Genomic DNA, 17,001 nt, shown 5'->3' on the forward strand with positions numbered 1-17,001 from the left:
GACCGCTGCCTCTTCCCGTTCGCCTTTTTTTGGCACCATGCAGAAAATCCCTGGTGGATTGATGCTTGTGCCGCTGATCCTGGGTTCCCTGATCGGCACCTTTGCCCCTGATGCGCTGGCCATCGGCGGCTTCACTACCGCCCTCTTCAAGAACAGCGCCCTGCCGCTGATCGCCCTGCTGATCTTCGCGACCGGCACGCAGGTCAACGCCCGCACCGGCGGCCCCATCCTGGCCACGGCCGGCACCATCCTGCTGATGAAGACGCTGGTGCCCGCCACGCTCATCATCATCCTGGGCAGCTACGTCGGCCTGGACGGCGTGCTGGGCGTGTCGATCCTGGCCTTGCTGGCCGCGTTCGACAACAGCAACGGCGGCCTGTGGCTGGCCTACACCGGCCAGTACGGCGATGCGCGCGACCGTGGCGCCTACGTTGCCAGCGCCGTCAATGACGGCCCCTTCTTCAGCCTGCTGTTCCTGGGCGCCTCGGGCCTGGCCGACATTCCCATGATTGCCCTGGTGGCGGCGCTGGTGCCGTTCCTGCTGGGTGTCGTGGTCGGCAACCTGGACCCGAAGTGGCGCGACGTGCTCAAGCCCGTGCCCAACATCGTCATCCCGTTCTTCGCCTTCGCGCTGGGCACCGGCATCAACCTGGGCGCGGTCGTCAGCGGCGGCATCAGCGGCCTGATCCTGGGCCTGATCATCAGCCCGATTACCGGCGGCCTGGTCTACCTGGGCTATCGCTTGATCCTGCGCCGTGGCGGCAAGAGCGGCCTGGGCTTTGCCGCCGGCACCACCGCCGGCAACGCCATCGCCACGCCCGCCGTGGTGGCCGCCGCAGATCCCAACTTCCAGCAATACGTGTCCACTGCCACCGCGCAAGTGGCCGCCTGCGTGCTGATCAGTTCCATCCTGGCTCCGATCCTGGCGTCGTACTTCCTGAAGCGCGCCGGTGAACTGAAGTCCGAGGACGCGGACGCAAGCCGCGCCACGCCGACGTTGGGCGAGGCGCGCGGAGAGGCGCTTTGACCCCCACCATCGCCATCGTTGCCGATGACCTGACCGGCTCGGGCGACACCGCCGTGCAGTTCGTGCGCGCCGGCTGGAGCACGCACCTGTCCATCGGCGGCGCCGAGGAAGCGCTGTCCGGCCCGGCCACGGCCGGCGTCGAAGTGCTGGCGGTCACGACCAACAGCCGCGCCCTGCCCGCCGCCGAGGCCGCCCGCGTCATCGACCAGAACGTGCGCCAGCTGCGCGCGGCCGGCGTGTCGCGCCTGTACAAGAAGGTGGACTCCACCTTGCGCGGCGCCTTCAAGGCCGAGATCGACGCAGCCCGCCTGGCCTGGGGCCCGGACACGGTGGCGGTGATCTGCCCCGCCTTTCCCGCCACCGGCCGCACCGTTGAACAAGGCGTGCTGAGGGTGAACGGCAAGCCCGTCACCGAAACGTCCGCCGCGACGGACCCGGTCACGCCCGTCACCGAAAGCCATATCCCCACGTTGCTGGGTTGCGCCCACGTCGCGGTGCAAGACGGCGAGACGCCGGAAGCGCTGGCCGCGCGCATCCGCGAAGCGGGCCACACCGTGGTGGTGGATGCCGCCACGGACGCCGACCTGGAGCGCCTGGCGCGCGCCATCGGCTTGCTGGGCGAACACGCCCTGCCCGTGGGCGCGGGCGGCCTGGCCGTGCCGCTGGCTCGCGTGTGGGCCGGTGCGGACCAGACGGCGCCCGTCGTCGTCGTGGTCACGTCGCAGCACAGCGCCGCACGCGCGCAAGCCGCTGCACTGAAGGCGTCGGGCGCCGACACCTGGACGCCCTCGCTGCAACAACTGGCCGACGACGCCGCCTGGCAGGCCTGGACGCAGCCGCTGTTGCAAGCGCACGCCAAGGCGCCGGCCGACGCCGGCACCGTGCTGCTGCTGGCGCCCGAAGGGCAGCTGGACGGCCTGCATTCCGAGAAAGTCGCCGAACGGCTGGGCAGCCTGGCGGCGCAATTGATCACGGCATCCCGCGCGGCGGGCGTGGTCGCCACGGGTGGCGACGGCGCGCGCAGCGTGCTGGTGGCGCTGGCCGCGCGCGGCATCGCGCTGGTGGATGAAGTCATGGGCGGCGTGCCTCTTGGCACGCTGACCGGGGGCATGGCCGCGGGCCTGCCCGTGGTGACCAAGGCCGGCGGCTTTGGCACCGAAGACGTACTGGTTCGCGCCGTGCGCGCGATCCGCGACAGGAGATTCAAGCGATGACACAACCTCAATCGAACAAGCTGCCGCTGTTGGCCGTCACCCTGGGCGACGTGGCCGGCATCGGGCCGGAAATCACGGCCAAGATGCTGATGGGCCATGACGAACTGCGCCAAAAGGCCCGCCTGCTGGTGGTGGGCGATGTGGACGTGATGGTCAACGCGGTGCGCGGCCTGGGCGGCGACCCCGCCATCGTGCGCAAGCTGGACCGCGCGGCCGACTGTACCAATGCCCCCGGCACCATCGAAGTGCTGCAAGCCGGCCCGTCGCTGGCCCACGTCAAGCTGGGCGAAATCAGCGCCGACGCGGGCGACGGTTCGGTGCGTTTTGTGACCACGGCCTGCGCCCTGGCGCGCGCCGGCGAAGTCGACGGCATCGTCACCGCGCCGCTGAACAAGGCCGCGATGCACGCCGCCGGCCACAAATGGCCCGGCCACACCGAACTGCTGGCGCACGAGTTCGGCGTCAAGACGTTCTCGCTGGTGCTGTCGGCCGGCGACCTCTACATTTTCCACGCCACCACGCACGTATCGCTGCGCCAGGCCATCGACGACCTGACGCCCACGCGCATGCGCGCCGTGCTGCGTCTGGCGGGCTCGTTCGCCAAGGCGCTGGGCCGTGGCGACCAGCCGGTGGCCGTGTCGGGCCTGAACCCGCACGCCGGTGAAAACGGCATCTTCGGCAGCGAAGACGCCGACATCCTGGCCCCGGCCGTGGCCGAAGCCAACGCGGCCGGCATCCTGGCCGCCGGCCCGATCCCCGCCGACGCCCTGTTCCCGCAAGCCGTTCGCGGCAAGTGGCAGTTCGTGATTGCCTGCTATCACGACCAAGGGCACGCGCCGTTCAAGGCCGTGTATGGCGATGACGGCGTCAACATCACCGTCGGCCTGCCCGTCGTGCGCGTGTCCGTGGACCACGGCACCGCGTTCGACATCGCCGGCAAGGGCATCGCGCGCGAAGACAGCCTGATCCTGGCCGCCGAGCGCGCCGCGCACCTGGCCCCGGGCTGGACGCATGTATGGGAAACTGCGCGGGCACAAACCGGAGGTTGATTTCCATGGCGCCCGCCACGCACGACGCACTGCCCGTTCTTGATCGCTCTGGCGATACCCCGCTGCACGCCCAGGTGGCGGCCTTGCTGCGGGGCTTTATCCGGACGAACAAGCTGGCGGCGGGCGCCGTGCTGCCCAGCGAAGCCGCGCTGTGCGTACGCTTTGGCGTGGCGCGCAGCGTGGTCCGCCAGGCGCTGGCCGCGCTGGCCACCGAAGGCTTGATCCAACGCGAAAGCGGGCGCCCGGCAACGGTTGCCGCGCCGCAGGAACATCGCCGGCTGGTGCAGCGGTCCACCGGGCTGTACGAACAATTCGCGCAGTCCGGCGTGGCCTTGCAGACGCGCGTGCTGGCGTTCGCGCGGGCCGAACCGCCCGCCGACGTGGCGGCGTTTTTTGGCACCACGCAATTACTGATGCTGGAACGCTTGCGTCATGTGGCCGACGCGCCGCTGGCGTATGTGCGTACGTGGCTGCCGGCTGACGCCGTGCCCGGGCTGCGCGCCGATGATCTGGCCGACGCTTCCTTGCATGGCGTGTTGACGCGGCGCTTCGGCCTGCGACCCGGCGCGGGCCGCAACCAGATCCGCGCCGTGGCCGCCGACGCCAGGCTCGCCAAACTGCTGCACACCCAGACCGGCACGCCGCTGCTGATGTTGCAGGGCCAGGGCATGGATCAGCATGATCGTCCCCTGGAGTGGTTCACCACCTGGCATCGCGCCGAGCAGCTGGTGTTCGACGTGGACGTCAGCATGGGCCACGAAAGCGTGCATCCGCGTTTGCAGGATGCGCCGGCGGAAGGGGCTGAGCCGGCCAAACCGGCCCACTCGGCCCACTCGGCCAGCGTGGCGAACCTGGCCGACCCGGCCGAGGCGGCCGACGTCGCCTTCAAGCCCGAGCCCCGGACCCCGCAAGACGCCACATCGCCGCACGATCCCCTGGCGCGTGCGCAGGCGCTGGTTGCCGAGCTTTCGGCCGAGCTGGCCCGGCTGCGCGGCCAGGCCTGACCTTCGCCCTACAGCAACCCGCAAATCAGCGCCACGTGCGCGTCGCGCCGCGCCGCCAGATCGAAGGGCTCGTCCGCGCTTGCCAGGATCGCCATGACGATGGCGTGCACCACCGGCGATAGCAACAGCTCGGGGTGCCGCGCCGCCACGCCCCCTTCACACAAGCCGCGCTCACGCGCCAAGGCCAGCAAGCTGACGATATCGGCCAGATGGGCGTCGGCCGTCTCTTGCCGCCAACGCCGCGCCAGATGCGGTACTCGCGCGCTTTCGGCCAGGAGCAGCCGCATGGTGACGATCATGGCCGGGTTGGCCAGGCTGGCGTAAAGATGGTCCACCAGGCGTTCCGCCAATTGCCGGACCGACGCCGAGGCCTCGACGATGGCGCGCGCGTCCAGGCGGGCCGGGGTCAGGTGACGTTCCAGCAGCGCGCGAAAGACCTGTTCCTTGCTGGAAAAATGGGCGTACAGGCCGCCCTTGGACAAACCGGCCCGCAGCGCGATGTCTTCCATGCGCGCCCCCTCGTAACCCGCCGCCGAGAATTCCTGTAGCGCGGCATCCAGAATCTGCCCCGTCCGCACCGTGGGAGGCAGACGCTGGCGTTGCGTACGCATTCGTGGCTCCTTGCGAAATGACGCGCGGCGTAGACGTCGCACGCCGTCCTGCGGCCTTATTAAAAACCGACCAGTCAGTCGCTAGCTTGATGTCGATCAAGGATTCGCCGCTACGCGCCGGGCAAAATAGACTCCGTGAAGACGCCACGGTTACCGCCGTTGGACGTAAGGCTTCCATTGACGCGATGGAGAACGACACATGACTCGCCGTCCGGTTTCGGCATGGAACGCTGCCCGCCTGGCGCCGGCCGCCCTGGCCGTGCTGCTGGCGCAGGGTTGCGTGTCCATGGCCCCGCCCTACCAACGCCCCGCCCTGCCAGTGGCCGCCACCTGGGCCACCCCACCATCCAATGAACCGAATGCAGAGTTGAACGCCGCCCACGTGGGCTGGCGCAGCTATTTTTCGGACCCGGTTCTGCAAGGCCTGATCGACGAAGCGCTGGCCAACAACCGCGACCTGCGCCAGGCCCTGCTGCGCGTGGAAGAAGCGCGCGCGCTGTACGGCATCCAGCGGTCGGACCAGTTTCCGACCTTGGGCGTGCAGGCCACGGGCACCCGTTCGCGCACGCCGGCGGACCTGAACCTGACGGGTCGGCCCGTGGTGGCCAACCAGTACCAGGCCGGTGTCGGCATGGCCACCTGGGAGCTGGATTTCTGGGGTCGCGTGCGCAGCCTGAAAGACGCCGCGCTGGAAAACTACCTGGCGTCCGATGCCGCCGCGCGGGCCGTCACCTTGTCCCTGATTGCGCAGGTGGCGGACAGCTACCTGTCGCTACGTGAACTGGACGAACGGCTGGCGCTCACCCGCCAGACCATCGCCTCGCGCGAAGAATCCCTGCGCATCTTCCGCCGCCGCTACGAAGTCGGCGCCATCGCCAAGCTGGACCTGACCCAGGTGGAAACGCTGTGGCAGCAGGCCCGCGCGCTGGGCGCCGAACTGGAACAGGCGCGCGCCACGCAGGCGCACGCGCTGGAACTGCTGGTGGGCAAGCCGCTGAACCTGCCGCTGCCTCGCACCGGCCTGAACGATGCGGCCGTGATGCGCGACCTGCCGGCCGGGCTGCCGTCCGACCTCTTGACGCAGCGCCCCGACATTGTCGCGGCCGAACATCAGCTGCGGGCGGCCAACGCCAATATCGGCGCGGCGCGCGCCGCCTTCTTTCCCCGCATTACGTTGACCGGCGCCTTCGGCAGCGCCAGCGCCGAACTGAACGGCCTGTTCGGCGGCGGCAGTGGCGCCTGGACCTTTACGCCCAGCCTGGACCTGCCGATCTTTGACGCCGGCCGGCGCAGCGCCAACCTGGACCTGGCCGAGATACGCCGCGACCAGGCCGTCGCGAACTACGAACAAACCGTCCAGAGCGCGTTCAGGGACGTGTCCGACGCGTTGGCCGCGCGCCGCTGGCTGGCCGAACAGGTGCAGGTGTTGCGCGCCACCGTGGCCGCGCAAAGCGAACGCGCCAGGCTCGCCAAGCTGCGCTACGACCATGGCGCGTCGCCCTACCTGGAAGTGCTGGACGCGCAGCGCGACCTGCTGGCCGCGCAGCAGGCGCTGGCGCAGACGCGCCGCGCCCTGCTATCGGCGCGCGTCGGCCTGTACGCCGCGCTGGGAGGCGGCACGCAGGCGGGCGTGTCGGCAGCCGGCCCTGACGGCGCGGCAACTCAAGCGCCCGCCCCGCAATAACAACAGGACAAAAACCATGAAGCTGCCCACCCGAAAACTGATACCCGTCGTGCTCGTGTTGGCCGTGGCCGTTGCCGCGTACACCGGCTGGCGCATGCTGGCCGACAACGGCCCGGGAGAAGGCTTCATCAGCGGCAACGGGCGTATCGAAGCCACGGAGATCGACGTCGCCACCAAGCTGGCCGGCCGCGTACAAGAGGTGCTGGTGGCCGAAGGAGACTTCGTCACCGCGGGCCAGGCGTTGGCGCGCATGCAGATCGATACGCTCAATGCCCAGCGCGAGGAAGCCCGTGCCCAGCATCAGCAAGCCATCAACAACGCCGCCAGCGCCAGCGCGCAGATCGCCCAGCGCGAAAGCGACAAGCTGGCCGCCGAAGCCGTGGTGGTGCAACGCGAAAGCGAGCTGGACGCGGCCCGCCGACGCTTGGCCCGATCGGAAACCTTGTCCAAGGAAGGCGCCTCGTCCATCCAGGAACTGGACGACGACCGGGCCCGCGTCCGCAGCGCCCAGGCGGCGGTGAATGCCGCGCGCGCGCAAGTGAACGCCGCCCAGGCTGCCATCCAGGCAGCGCGCGCGGCGCAGGTGGGCGCGCAGTCGGCAGTGAACGCGGCGCTGGCCACCATCGCGCGTATCGACGCCGACATCACCGACAGCGAACTGCGCGCGCCGCGCGCCGGCCGCGTCCAGTACCTGGTGGCCCAACCCGGCGAAGTACTGGGCGCTGGCGGCAAGGTGCTGAACATGGTGGACCTGGCCGACGTCTACATGACGTTCTTCCTGCCGGAGCGGGCGGCCGGCCGCGTGGCCTTGGGCCAGGACGTGCGCATCATTCTGGACGCCGCGCCGCAATACGTCATACCGGCCAAGGTATCGTTCGTGGCCAGCACCGCGCAGTTCACGCCTAAAACCGTGGAGACGGCCTCCGAGCGGCAAAAGCTGATGTTCCGCGTCAAGGCGCAGATCGATCCCAAACTGCTGCAACAGCATTTGCAGCAGGTCAAGACCGGCGTGCCCGGTGTTGCCTGGCTGAAGCTGGACGCTGATGCCGCGTGGCCCGCCAACCTGGAAGTCAAGGTGCCCTGATGGACACGCCCACGACGGCCCCCGCCGCCGAGCCCACCCGCGCGGTGGTCACGCTGGCGGACGTGAGCCTGCGCTACGGCAAGACCCTTGCACTGGACGCCATCACGCTGGACATTCCCGCCGGCCGCATGGTGGGCCTGATCGGCCCGGACGGCGTGGGCAAGTCCAGCCTGCTGGCGCTTATCGCCGGCTCGCGCGCCGTTCAGACCGGCACGGTGAACGTGCTGGGTGGCGACATGGCCAGCAAGCGTCATCGCGACGCCGTCTGCCCCCGCATCGCCTACATGCCACAGGGCCTGGGCAAGAACCTGTACCCAACGCTGTCGGTGGAAGAGAACCTGCAATTTTTTGCGCGCTTGTTCGGCCATGGCGAAGCCGAGCGCCGCCGCCGTATCGACAGCCTGACGCGCAGCACCGGCCTGGCCGCGTTCCTGTCGCGGCCGGCCGGCAAGCTGTCGGGCGGCATGAAGCAAAAGCTGGGCCTGTGCTGCGCGCTGATCCACGACCCCGACCTGCTGATCCTGGACGAACCGACGACCGGCGTCGACCCGCTGGCGCGCGCGCAGTTCTGGGACCTGATCAACGACATCCGCCGCGAACGCCGCGGCATGAGCGTCATCGTGGCAACCGCCTACATGGACGAGGCGCAGCGTTTTGACTGGCTTATCGCCATGGACGAAGGCCGCGTGCTGGCGACCGGCACGCCCGCCCAGCTGCAACAACGCACCGGCGCCGACTCGCTGGAGGCCGCCTTCATTGCCCTGTTGCCCGAAGCCAAGCGGCGCGGCCACAAGCCCGTGCAGATCACGCCACTGGCGCTGGACGACAACGCCCCCATCGCCATCGAGGCGCGCGACCTGACCATGCGCTTCGGCGATTTTGTGGCTGTGGACCATGTGAACTTTCGCATCCGCCAAGGCGAGATCTTTGGGTTCCTGGGATCGAACGGCTGCGGCAAATCCACCACCATGAAGATGCTGACGGGCCTGTTGCCGGCCAGCGAAGGCCAGGCCTGGCTGTTCGGCACCGAGGTCGACCCGCGCAACATCGATACGCGGCGCCGGGTCGGCTATATGTCGCAAGCGTTCTCGTTATACGGGGAACTGACCGTGCGCCAGAACCTGGTGCTGCACGCCCGGCTGTTCCATGTGCCCGAAGCCGATATCCCCGCCCGCGTGAACGAAATGGTGGCGCGCTTCGACCTGACCGACGTGCTGGATGCGTTGCCCGAGAAGCTGCCGATGGGCGTGCGCCAGCGCCTGTCTCTGGCGGTGGCCATGGTGCACAAACCCGAGCTGCTGATTCTGGACGAGCCGACCTCGGGCGTGGACCCCGTGGCCCGCGACAATTTCTGGCGCCTTCTGATTTCGCTGGCGCGCGAGGACCGGGTCACGATCTTTATTTCCACCCACTTCATGAACGAGGCCCAGCGCTGCGATCGGATGTCGCTGATGCACGCAGGCAAGGTGCTGGTCAGTGCCTCGCCCGCCGACATCATCCGGATGCGCGGCGCCAAGACGCTGGAAGAGGCCTTCATCGCCTATCTGATCGACGCCGGTGCGGGCACGCGGCCCGCCCCGCCAGCCACCCCGCCAGCCACCGACACACCGGCGCCCGCCGGCCCGGCGCAAGACATGAGTGCATCGCCGGAAAGCACCACCACGCATCCCCAAACGCGCCCTGCCACGCAGCGTGGCTTCAACCTGCAACGGATGATCAGCTACCTGTGGCGCGAGACGCTGGAACTGCGCCGCGACCCGGTGCGCGCCACACTGGCCCTGGCCGGCTCGCTGCTGCTGATGTTCGTCATCGGCTTTGGCATCAGCCTGGACGTGGAAGACCTGCGCTATGGCGTCATGGACCGCGACCAGACCAGCCTGAGCCAGAACTACGCCTTGAACCTGTCGGGCTCGCGCTACTTCATCGAGCAGCCGCCCATTGCCAGCTACCAGGACATGGATGCCCGCATGCGCAGCGGCGAGCTGTCCCTGGCCATCGAGATCCCGCAGGGCTTCGCCCGCGATGTCGAACGCGGGCGCAACGCGCAGATCGGCGTCTGGATCGATGGCGCCATGCCGCAACGCGCCGAGACCATACGGGGATACGTGCAGGGCATGCACCAGGGCTGGCTGCAACAACAGGCGCGCGAACGGCTGGGCAGCGCGGCCGCGCCGCAGATCAGCATCGAAACGCGCTTTCGCTACAACCCGGACGTGCGCAGCCTTCCGGCCATGGTGCCGGCCGTGATCCCGCTGTTGCTGCTGATGATGCCGGCCATGCTGACGGCGCTGGCCGTCGTGCGCGAGAAAGAACTGGGGTCGATCATCAACCTGTACGTCACGCCGGTCACACGGCTGGAGTTCCTGCTGGGCAAGCAGCTGCCTTACGTGGCGCTGGCGATGCTTAACTTTCTGCTCATGACGCTGCTGGCGGTAACCGTCTTCGGCGTGCCCATCACCGGCAGTTTCACGACCTTGCTGGCCGCCGCGCTGATCTACAACGTGGTGGCGACCGCCATCGGCTTGCTGGCCTCGACTTTCACGCGCAGCCAGATCGCGGCGCTGTTCTTCACCATGATCGGCACGCTGGTGCCGGCGGTGCAGTTTGCCGGGCTGCTCAATCCGGTGTCGTCGCTGGAAGGCATGGGCCGTTTGATCGGGCAGGTCTATCCGGCCACCCACATGCTGACCATCAGCCGTGGCGTGTTCAGCAAAGGGCTGGACTTTGCCAGCTTGCAGGGCTCGTTCTGGCCGCTGCTGCTGGCGATACCCGTGATCCTGGGCGCGTCGGTGCTGCTACTGAAAAAGCAGGAGGCCTGACCATGCCGCGACATGTCGCCAATATCTACCGGCTGGGCGTGAAAGAGCTGTGGAGCCTGGCGCGCGATCCCATGATGCTGGTGCTGATCTTCATCTCGTTCACCCTGATGATCTACACGGCGGCAACCGCGGTGCCGGAATCGCTGCACAACGCGGCCATCGCCGTGGTCGATGAAGACGTCTCGCCGCTGTCCTCGCGCATCACGTCGGCGTTCTATCCCCCGCATTTCACGCCGCCGCGGATGGTCACGGCGGCCCAGGCCGACGCCGGCATGGACGACGGGCGCTACACGTTTTCGGTGAACATCCCGCCAAATTTCCAGCGCGACGTACTGGCCGGCAAGCCCGCGCAGATCCAGCTGAACGTGGATGCCACGCGGATGAGCCAGGCCTTCACCGGCAGCAACTACATCCAGCAGATCGTCAGCGACGAAATCAACGAATTTGTCAGGCGCTACCGCAAGCCCACCGAACTGCCGGTAGAGCTGGCGGTGCGGATGCGCTTTAACCCCAACCTGACGCAAGCCTGGTTCGGCAGCCTGATGGAGATCATCAACAACGTCACGATGCTGTCCATCATCCTGACCGGCGCGGCCCTCATCCGCGAGCGCGAACATGGCACGATCGAACACCTGCTGGTCATGCCGGTGACGCCGACGGAAATCATGGTGGCCAAAGTCTGGTCCATGGGGCTGGTGGTGCTGGTGGCCGCCGGCCTGTCGCTGACGTTTGTGGTGCGGGGGCTGCTGCACGTACCGATCGAAGGGTCCGTGGCGCTGTTCCTGACGGGCGTGGCGCTGCACCTGTTTGCCACCACATCCATGGGCATCTTCATGGCGACGCTGGCGCGTAGCATGCCGCAGTTCGGGATGCTGCTGGTGCTGGTGCTGCTGCCGTTGCAGATGCTGTCGGGCGGCACAACGCCGCGCGAAAGCATGCCGCAGTTGGTTCAGGACATCATGCTGGCCGCACCCACCACGCATTTCGTGGAGCTGGGCCAGGCCATCCTGTATCGCGGCGCGGGGCTAAGCGTGGTCTGGCAGCCCTTTCTGGCGTTGGCGCTGATCGGCAGTGTGTTGTTTGCCTTTTCGTTGAAGCGCTTTCGCAAGACGCTCAGCCAGATGGCGTGACGCCTTGCGCCCCGGGATCTTGCGGGCAGCCCGGTGGATGCGCCACTGGGCCGCTTGGGGTCAACGTGCTTGCAGCAGAGGGATCACGCGTGCTCGGGCTTGCGTGACACCATGCCGGCCAGCGCCTTGCGGTCGACCTTGCCCACGGCGTTTTCCGGCAGCCGCTCGACCCAGAACACGTCGCGCGGCACGTAGATCCGCCCCAGCCGAGACTGCACTTCCGCTTGCAGCGCGGCGGCTTCCTGCGCGCCCGCCGTGGCATCGGCCTGGGGTTGCGCGAAGATCACCGGCACTTCGCCCAGGTCATCGTCCGGCGCGCCCACGACGCAGCACGCGGCAACAAAGGGCAGCCCGGTCACCACGCCTTCAATCAGGGCGGGCGAAATGTTTTCGCCGCCACGAATGATGACGTCTTTGATGCGGCCCGTGATGCTGAGGTAGCCCGCGTCGTCGAAGCGCCCCAGGTCGCCCGTGCGCAACAGCGCCGGCGGGCCATCGTTGCCGTTGTCCACGCCCAGGTAGCCCAGCATCAGGCTGTCGCCCGCGATGCAGATTTCGCCTTCGCCGCCGGGCGCGGCTTCGGCGCCGTCCGGCAATCGCAGCGTGACGCTTTGGCCGGCCAGCACGGTGCCGACCGAGCCCACGCGGCGGGCGTCGGGCGGGTTCATCGTGGACGTGCAGGTGGCCTCTGACAGCCCGTAGGACACCACCAGCGGGCAGCCCAGGAATGCTTCGATGCGCCGATGCAGCGCTTCGGTGATCGGCGCCGATCCGCAGCGCGCAAAGCGCAGGCCGGCCAGGCTGGCGGCATCGAACTCCAGTTCCAGCATGCGCGCGTACATCGTGGGCACGCCCGTGATGATCGTAGGCCGGAACGTACGCAGCAAGCCCGGCATGTCGTCGGCGCGAAAGCGGCCGGCCAACGCCACGCTGGCGCCCGCCAGTAACGGCGCGAAGATCTGGTTGTTCAAGGCGTTGGTGTGATGCAGCGGCATCACGTGCAGCAAGCGGTCGTCAGGCGTCAGGCCGGTATGCGCCAACACGCCGCGCGCATTGTTGGCCAAGCCCCGATGGCTGAGCAACACGCCCTTGGGGTTGCCGGTGCTGCCGGAGGTGAACAGCAACAGGCCGGGCGCATCGGCCAAGATCTGGTCGGCGCATCCGAGCGCCGACGCGTAGTCCGGACGCGCGGGATGTGCCGGGCGCGCCAGGTCGGCCACAGTTGCCGGGTCCGGCACGTCCGCCACAGTTGCCCCGCCCGCCATGTTCGCCGCGTTCGCCATGTTCGCCATGTTCGCCACGTCGGCCACGCTCGCCGCGCTTGCCACGCTTGCCGCCTCCAGCACCCGCGCCGGAGCCAGGCCGCTGGCCGCCGCCGTCGCGGCATTGGGCTTGTCGTGCAGCAGCCAGGTCAGGCCCACCGCCGCGACGCGGCGCGCCGTTTCCTCGGCCGACAAGCGGGGTTCCAACGGGCAGGGGCATGCCCCCGCCGCCATCACGCCCAGTAGGGTCAGCACCTGCTCCAGCGACCGCTCCATGGCGATGGCGACATAGCTGCCCGGCGCCACGCCCGCCGCGCGGATGCCATCCGCGATGCGCGCCACGCGCTGGTGCAGCTCGGCATACGTCACAGTCGTGTCAGCCGTGAAGATGGCGGCGCGCGATGCCCACTCCGGCTGGCGCCAGGCACGCGCAAACGCCGCGACCAGCGTCGGTTCGGCAAGAGTCATGGCGGCCTCCCTAGCGCAGCGCAACGGCGGCGTCGCGTTCAAACTGGCCGTCGGCGTCCAGTTCGCGCAGCGCGCGAGCCTCTTGCTCGGTCGGCGGTTCAGTCGGCGCCGCGCCGCTCGCATCGAACTCAAAGCCGGTGCGCTCGCGCACTTCCGACAGGCTGGATTCCGGATGCCAGGATTGCAGCGCCAGGCGCCCGTCGCGCTTGATGAACACCGCGATGGGCGTCACCACCCCATGAAAGCCGCCCCACGATGTCATGAAGTCCAGCTTGGGCACGAAGGTGCGCCGCGAATGCTCCGTGCGCCAGGTGCAGGCGCGCTTGGCCGTGGGCAGCATCACCGCGCCCCCGCCGCCGCCCGGCAAGCGCACCTTGGGCGCGTGCCAGTCGCCGATGCAGGAGTTATTGGCGCAGCCCGCGCCGTCAATCTGGGCCGCGCCCAGGAAGGTCAGGTCCATGCGGCCGCGCGTGCACAGGTCGTAGAAATCTTCGTTCGAGAAGATCGACGCGGTGTGTTCGGCCAACACCGGGTCGGAGCTTGAAATGGGAATGTGCGAGGGGCGCGGGTTCACGCCGCCCGCCACGTTGATGTAGACGAAGTCCCAGTCATAGGCGCGCTTGGCCAGCAGGCACGCCAGCATCGGCATGGTGGAATTGACGCCGCTGAAGGTGATTTCATCTGGCCGGATGAAGCGCGCCAGGTTCGTCACGATGTAGGAAAAGCCCGACCACTGTTCAGCCATGATTGCCCCCTTGTGCTTCGGGCGCGGCGGCCAGATGCGCTTGTAGATCGCTGTTCTTGTCCATGTAGGCTTCCACCGCCGGATAGTCGATGGCGTAGTCGGGCCAGCACGACCCGGGCCACGCACTGCCCGGCGCCACGGCGTAGGCCTGCACCATGAAGTACGGCACCAGCGTGGATTCGGGTTGCGCTTCGAACACGGCGCTGTCGACCCGCTTTTCCGCCACCACCAGCACGCTGCCCGCCGCGCGCGACATGATGCGGTCCCAATGCGCGGTGCCGTGCACGCGCACATTGCCCAGCGCGTCCACCTCGGACGCCTGGATCACCGCGAAGTCGGGGCGAATCGCCGGCACCACATACGTTTTCTGATCGCTGCCATAAGGGTCGTCCAGGCAGGCCCAGCCGTTCAGTTCCGGCAGGCCGCTGCCATGCAGGCCGCCGCAGGGTTGAAACGGCACGCCGAACGCCGCCGCCCGAAGGCCCGCCGTGAGGCTGGCGCAAGCGTGTTCCTCCAGTTCGATCTGGCGCTGTTCCACCGCGCGCCGATACCAGGGCGCCAGGCCGAAATTGCCTTCCATGGCGACGATGCCCGCGCGCACGCGGCGCAGCACGCCGGCGCGGCACAGAATGTCCACGTCATACCCGGGCGATTGCTTGACCAGTTCCAGGTCGCGCTTGCCTTGCCGGATCAGTTCGCGCACGAACGCGAACGGGCCGCGATGCAGAAAGCTGCCGCCCAGCGCGATCGACGCGCCATTGGGCACCAGCGCGGCCAGCTCGGCCACCGTGCACTGCTTGTTCTTTTGGTTGAATCCCGAAGCCATCGTCTTCCTCTCCCTTGCAGGTTCCTGTGCCCTTAGCGCGCTTGCAGGTAAGCCGCCACGCGGTCCTTCAAGCCGGGCGCCGCCGCAGAACGCACCAGGCGCGCCAGGTCGGCGTCGGGCGTTTCCTGGGACAGCGCGGCATACAGCTGAATGCGGCTGGCGTCGGTCAGCGCGACCGCCGTTTCCGCCGCCTGCTGTTCAATGTCGGCCCATTCCTGGGCAACGGCCAGGCGCGTCGCAAAGCCATCGCGCAGCGCTTCTTCGGCGTTGAACGTGGCCGCCTGTTCCAACACGGTGCGGGCGCGTTCGGCGCCCACCAGCGCGGCAAAGCGGCGCGTGCCCAGCACCAGTCCGAACTTCAGGCCCGGCATACGGAAGGTGGCGTCGGGCGCGCTGATGCGCCACTTGCACGCGCCGAACAGGTCCACGCCCGCGCCAAAGTTGCGGCCGTGCGCCAGCGCCACCGTCAGGCACGGTGACGCGGCCAGGCGTTGCAGCAAGGTCTCGATGCGCACGAAGCGCAGCAGCAGGTCGCCTTCGCTTTGCGTCTGCCAGTCGCCAAAGTCAAAGCCGGCGCTGAAGTTCTTGCCTTCGCCCTTGAACACGATCAGCTTGGCGCCCTGCGCCTCGGCCTCGTCCAGCGCGGCGATCAGCGCGTCCACCAGCTCGGCGGACAGCGCATTCATTTTTTCAGCGCGCGTCAGCGTCAGCACATGGCGCGCGCCCTGCTTGTCGATACGCAACACGCCGCTCATGCCGGCACCCCTTTCCCGGCCGCACGCAACGCGCCCAGCACTTCGTCGTTGTGCTCGCCCAGCGCGGGCGGACGCAGGCGCAGCGCCGTGGTCTGACCATCAAAGCGCACGGGCAGGCCGAAGGTTCGCGTGTGCACGCCGTTGGGCAATTCCACGGGCTGCACCCAGCCCATGTGTTCCACCTGCGGGTCGGCCAGCACTTCGGAATAGGTGTTGATGGGCGCGCACGGCACGCCCGCCGCGCGAAAACGCGTCAACCAGGTCTGTGCGTCTTCGGTGGCGAAGATGGCTTCCAGGATTTCGCGCAGGTCCGTCTGGTGGCGGGCGCGCGCGCTGGTGTCGGTAAAGCGCGGGTCAGCCAGCAGGTCGTCGCGGCCCACGGTGGCGCATACGCTTTTCCACAAGGCCTGGTTGCCGGCCGCCATGCCGAAGTAACCGCCCTTGCAACGAAACGCCTGATACGGTGCGTTGCGCGGATGGGCCGAGCCCAGCTTCACGGGGTCTTTACCGCTGCCGAAAAATTCCGACGTCTGCAACGCGGCGATGCCCAACGTGGCGCCCAGCATCGGCACATCGATATGCGTGCCCTGCCCGCTGGCCTGCGCCGCGCGCAACGCCGACGCAATCGCAAACGCGCCGTACAGCCCGGCCGAAAAGTCGGCTACCGGCACGCCGCATTTCACGGGTTCGCCGCCGGCTTCGCCCGTCACGCTCATGATGCCGCTCATGGCCTGGATGGTCAGGTCGAACCCCCCTTCTTGCGAGCGCGGCCCCGATTGGCCGTAGGCCGAGATCGAGCAATACACCAGCTTGGGATTAGCCTTGCGCAACTGCGCATAACCCAGCCCCAGGCGGTCCATCACGCCGGGCCGGTTGTTTTCGATCAGCACGTCAACGGTCTGCGCCAGTTCGCGCGCCAGTGCCAGGTCGGCGGGGTCTTTCAGGTTCAGCGTCACCGACTTTTTATTGCGGTTCAGCGACGCGAAGTTCTCGCTATAGCCGTTGGAAATGGGCGGCCAGCTGCGCAGCGTGTCGCCACCCTCCGGGTTTTCAACCTTGATGACGTCGGCGCCCATATCCGCCAACAACATGCCGCAGAAGGGTCCCGCCGCGACGTTGCAAATTTCAAGCACGGTGATGCCGGCCAGTGCCGAACTGGGTGTCATGTCTGACCTCTCATTATGAAAATCCAATATTTGGGATGCAAAAAATAATATAAGAGCGCAGCTTTCGTCGATGGCATCATGCCTGTCGCCCGATACCAAGCGCCAGGTTTCCGCATGTTTCCTAGTGCAATCCCTAGGTGCTGCGCTTAATTGTTGA

General features: G+C 68.0%; 14 protein-coding genes. 8 read left to right on the plus strand and 6 right to left on the minus strand.

Annotation, left to right across the window (positions count from 1 at the left end; genetic code table 11):
• The first annotated feature begins 37 nt into the window (after positions 1-37).
• The 4 genes from KYT87_RS19005 to KYT87_RS19020 are packed head-to-tail and all read left to right on the plus strand — an operon-like array spanning position 38 to position 4,294.
• Positions 38-1,027, plus strand: coding sequence for a 2-keto-3-deoxygluconate permease (locus KYT87_RS19005; protein WP_104144249.1), 990 nt, complete (start codon positions 38-40; stop codon positions 1,025-1,027).
• Entirely contained in the window at positions 1,024-2,241 is a 1,218-nt protein-coding gene (dtnK, locus tag KYT87_RS19010; RefSeq protein WP_219990588.1) for a D-threonate kinase, read from the plus strand. The genes KYT87_RS19005 and dtnK overlap by 4 nt, the downstream gene beginning before the upstream one ends.
• On the plus strand, positions 2,238-3,290 hold the full coding sequence (pdxA, locus tag KYT87_RS19015) for a 4-hydroxythreonine-4-phosphate dehydrogenase PdxA (protein WP_046804139.1): 1,053 nt from the start codon (positions 2,238-2,240) through the stop codon (positions 3,288-3,290). Before dtnK ends, pdxA begins: the two co-directional genes overlap by 4 nt.
• Before the next feature lie 5 nt (positions 3,291-3,295).
• A complete protein-coding gene (locus KYT87_RS19020; RefSeq protein WP_219990589.1) occupies positions 3,296-4,294 on the plus strand; it encodes a GntR family transcriptional regulator in 999 nt (332 codons plus the stop codon).
• 8 nt (positions 4,295-4,302) lie between these two features.
• Here the strand turns inward: KYT87_RS19020 and KYT87_RS19025 are convergent, their stop codons facing one another.
• Complete coding sequence (locus tag KYT87_RS19025) at positions 4,303-4,905, minus strand: TetR/AcrR family transcriptional regulator (RefSeq protein WP_046804140.1); 603 nt, start codon at positions 4,903-4,905, stop codon at positions 4,303-4,305.
• A 199-nt stretch (positions 4,906-5,104) separates the two neighbouring features.
• Between KYT87_RS19025 and KYT87_RS19030 the strand changes: the two genes are divergently transcribed.
• From KYT87_RS19030 to KYT87_RS19045, 4 genes are read left to right on the plus strand one after another with little or no spacing between them, the layout of a single operon-like run.
• Positions 5,105-6,589: an efflux transporter outer membrane subunit gene (locus tag KYT87_RS19030; RefSeq protein WP_219990590.1), complete on the plus strand. Its 1,485-nt coding sequence runs from the start codon at positions 5,105-5,107 to the stop codon at positions 6,587-6,589.
• 16 nt (positions 6,590-6,605) lie between these two features.
• The gene (locus KYT87_RS19035; protein ID WP_046804142.1) at positions 6,606-7,673 is read left to right on the plus strand and encodes an HlyD family secretion protein; all 1,068 of its coding nucleotides are present in this window, start codon (positions 6,606-6,608) and stop codon (positions 7,671-7,673) included.
• Entirely contained in the window at positions 7,673-10,492 is a 2,820-nt protein-coding gene (gene rbbA, locus KYT87_RS19040) for a ribosome-associated ATPase/putative transporter RbbA (RefSeq protein WP_185975365.1), read from the plus strand. Before KYT87_RS19035 ends, rbbA begins: the two co-directional genes overlap by 1 nt.
• Before the next feature lie 2 nt (positions 10,493-10,494).
• Positions 10,495-11,622, plus strand: coding sequence for an ABC transporter permease (locus tag KYT87_RS19045; RefSeq protein ID WP_046804143.1), 1,128 nt, complete (start codon positions 10,495-10,497; stop codon positions 11,620-11,622).
• A gap of 83 nt (positions 11,623-11,705) precedes the next feature.
• On the opposite strand, the gene KYT87_RS19050 is transcribed toward KYT87_RS19045, so the two are convergent.
• Genes KYT87_RS19050 through KYT87_RS19070 form a run of 5 tightly spaced genes read right to left on the minus strand, consistent with a single transcriptional unit; the run spans position 11,706 to position 16,844 of the window.
• Positions 11,706-13,352, minus strand: coding sequence for a class I adenylate-forming enzyme family protein (locus tag KYT87_RS19050; protein ID WP_219990591.1), 1,647 nt, complete (start codon positions 13,350-13,352; stop codon positions 11,706-11,708).
• Positions 13,353-13,362: 10 nt separating this feature from the next.
• Positions 13,363-14,097 carry a CoA-transferase subunit beta gene (locus KYT87_RS19055; RefSeq protein WP_104144243.1) on the minus strand — a complete coding sequence of 245 codons (735 nt, stop codon included), beginning with the start codon at positions 14,095-14,097 and terminating at the stop codon, positions 13,363-13,365.
• The gene (locus KYT87_RS19060) at positions 14,090-14,923 is read right to left on the minus strand and encodes a CoA transferase subunit A (protein ID WP_104144242.1); all 834 of its coding nucleotides are present in this window, start codon (positions 14,921-14,923) and stop codon (positions 14,090-14,092) included. The genes KYT87_RS19055 and KYT87_RS19060 overlap by 8 nt, the downstream gene beginning before the upstream one ends.
• Before the next feature lie 32 nt (positions 14,924-14,955).
• The gene (locus KYT87_RS19065) at positions 14,956-15,678 is read right to left on the minus strand and encodes an enoyl-CoA hydratase/isomerase family protein (protein ID WP_219990592.1); all 723 of its coding nucleotides are present in this window, start codon (positions 15,676-15,678) and stop codon (positions 14,956-14,958) included.
• Positions 15,675-16,844 (minus strand): CaiB/BaiF CoA-transferase family protein, encoded by a 1,170-nt coding sequence (locus tag KYT87_RS19070; RefSeq protein ID WP_219990593.1) that lies wholly within the window; start codon positions 16,842-16,844, stop codon positions 15,675-15,677. The genes KYT87_RS19065 and KYT87_RS19070 overlap by 4 nt, the downstream gene beginning before the upstream one ends.
• Positions 16,845-17,001: the final 157 nt, after the last annotated feature.

It is taken from the genome of Achromobacter sp. ES-001, from assembly GCF_019448355.1.
Classification (GTDB): domain Bacteria; phylum Pseudomonadota; class Gammaproteobacteria; order Burkholderiales; family Burkholderiaceae_B; genus Achromobacter; species Achromobacter spanius_B.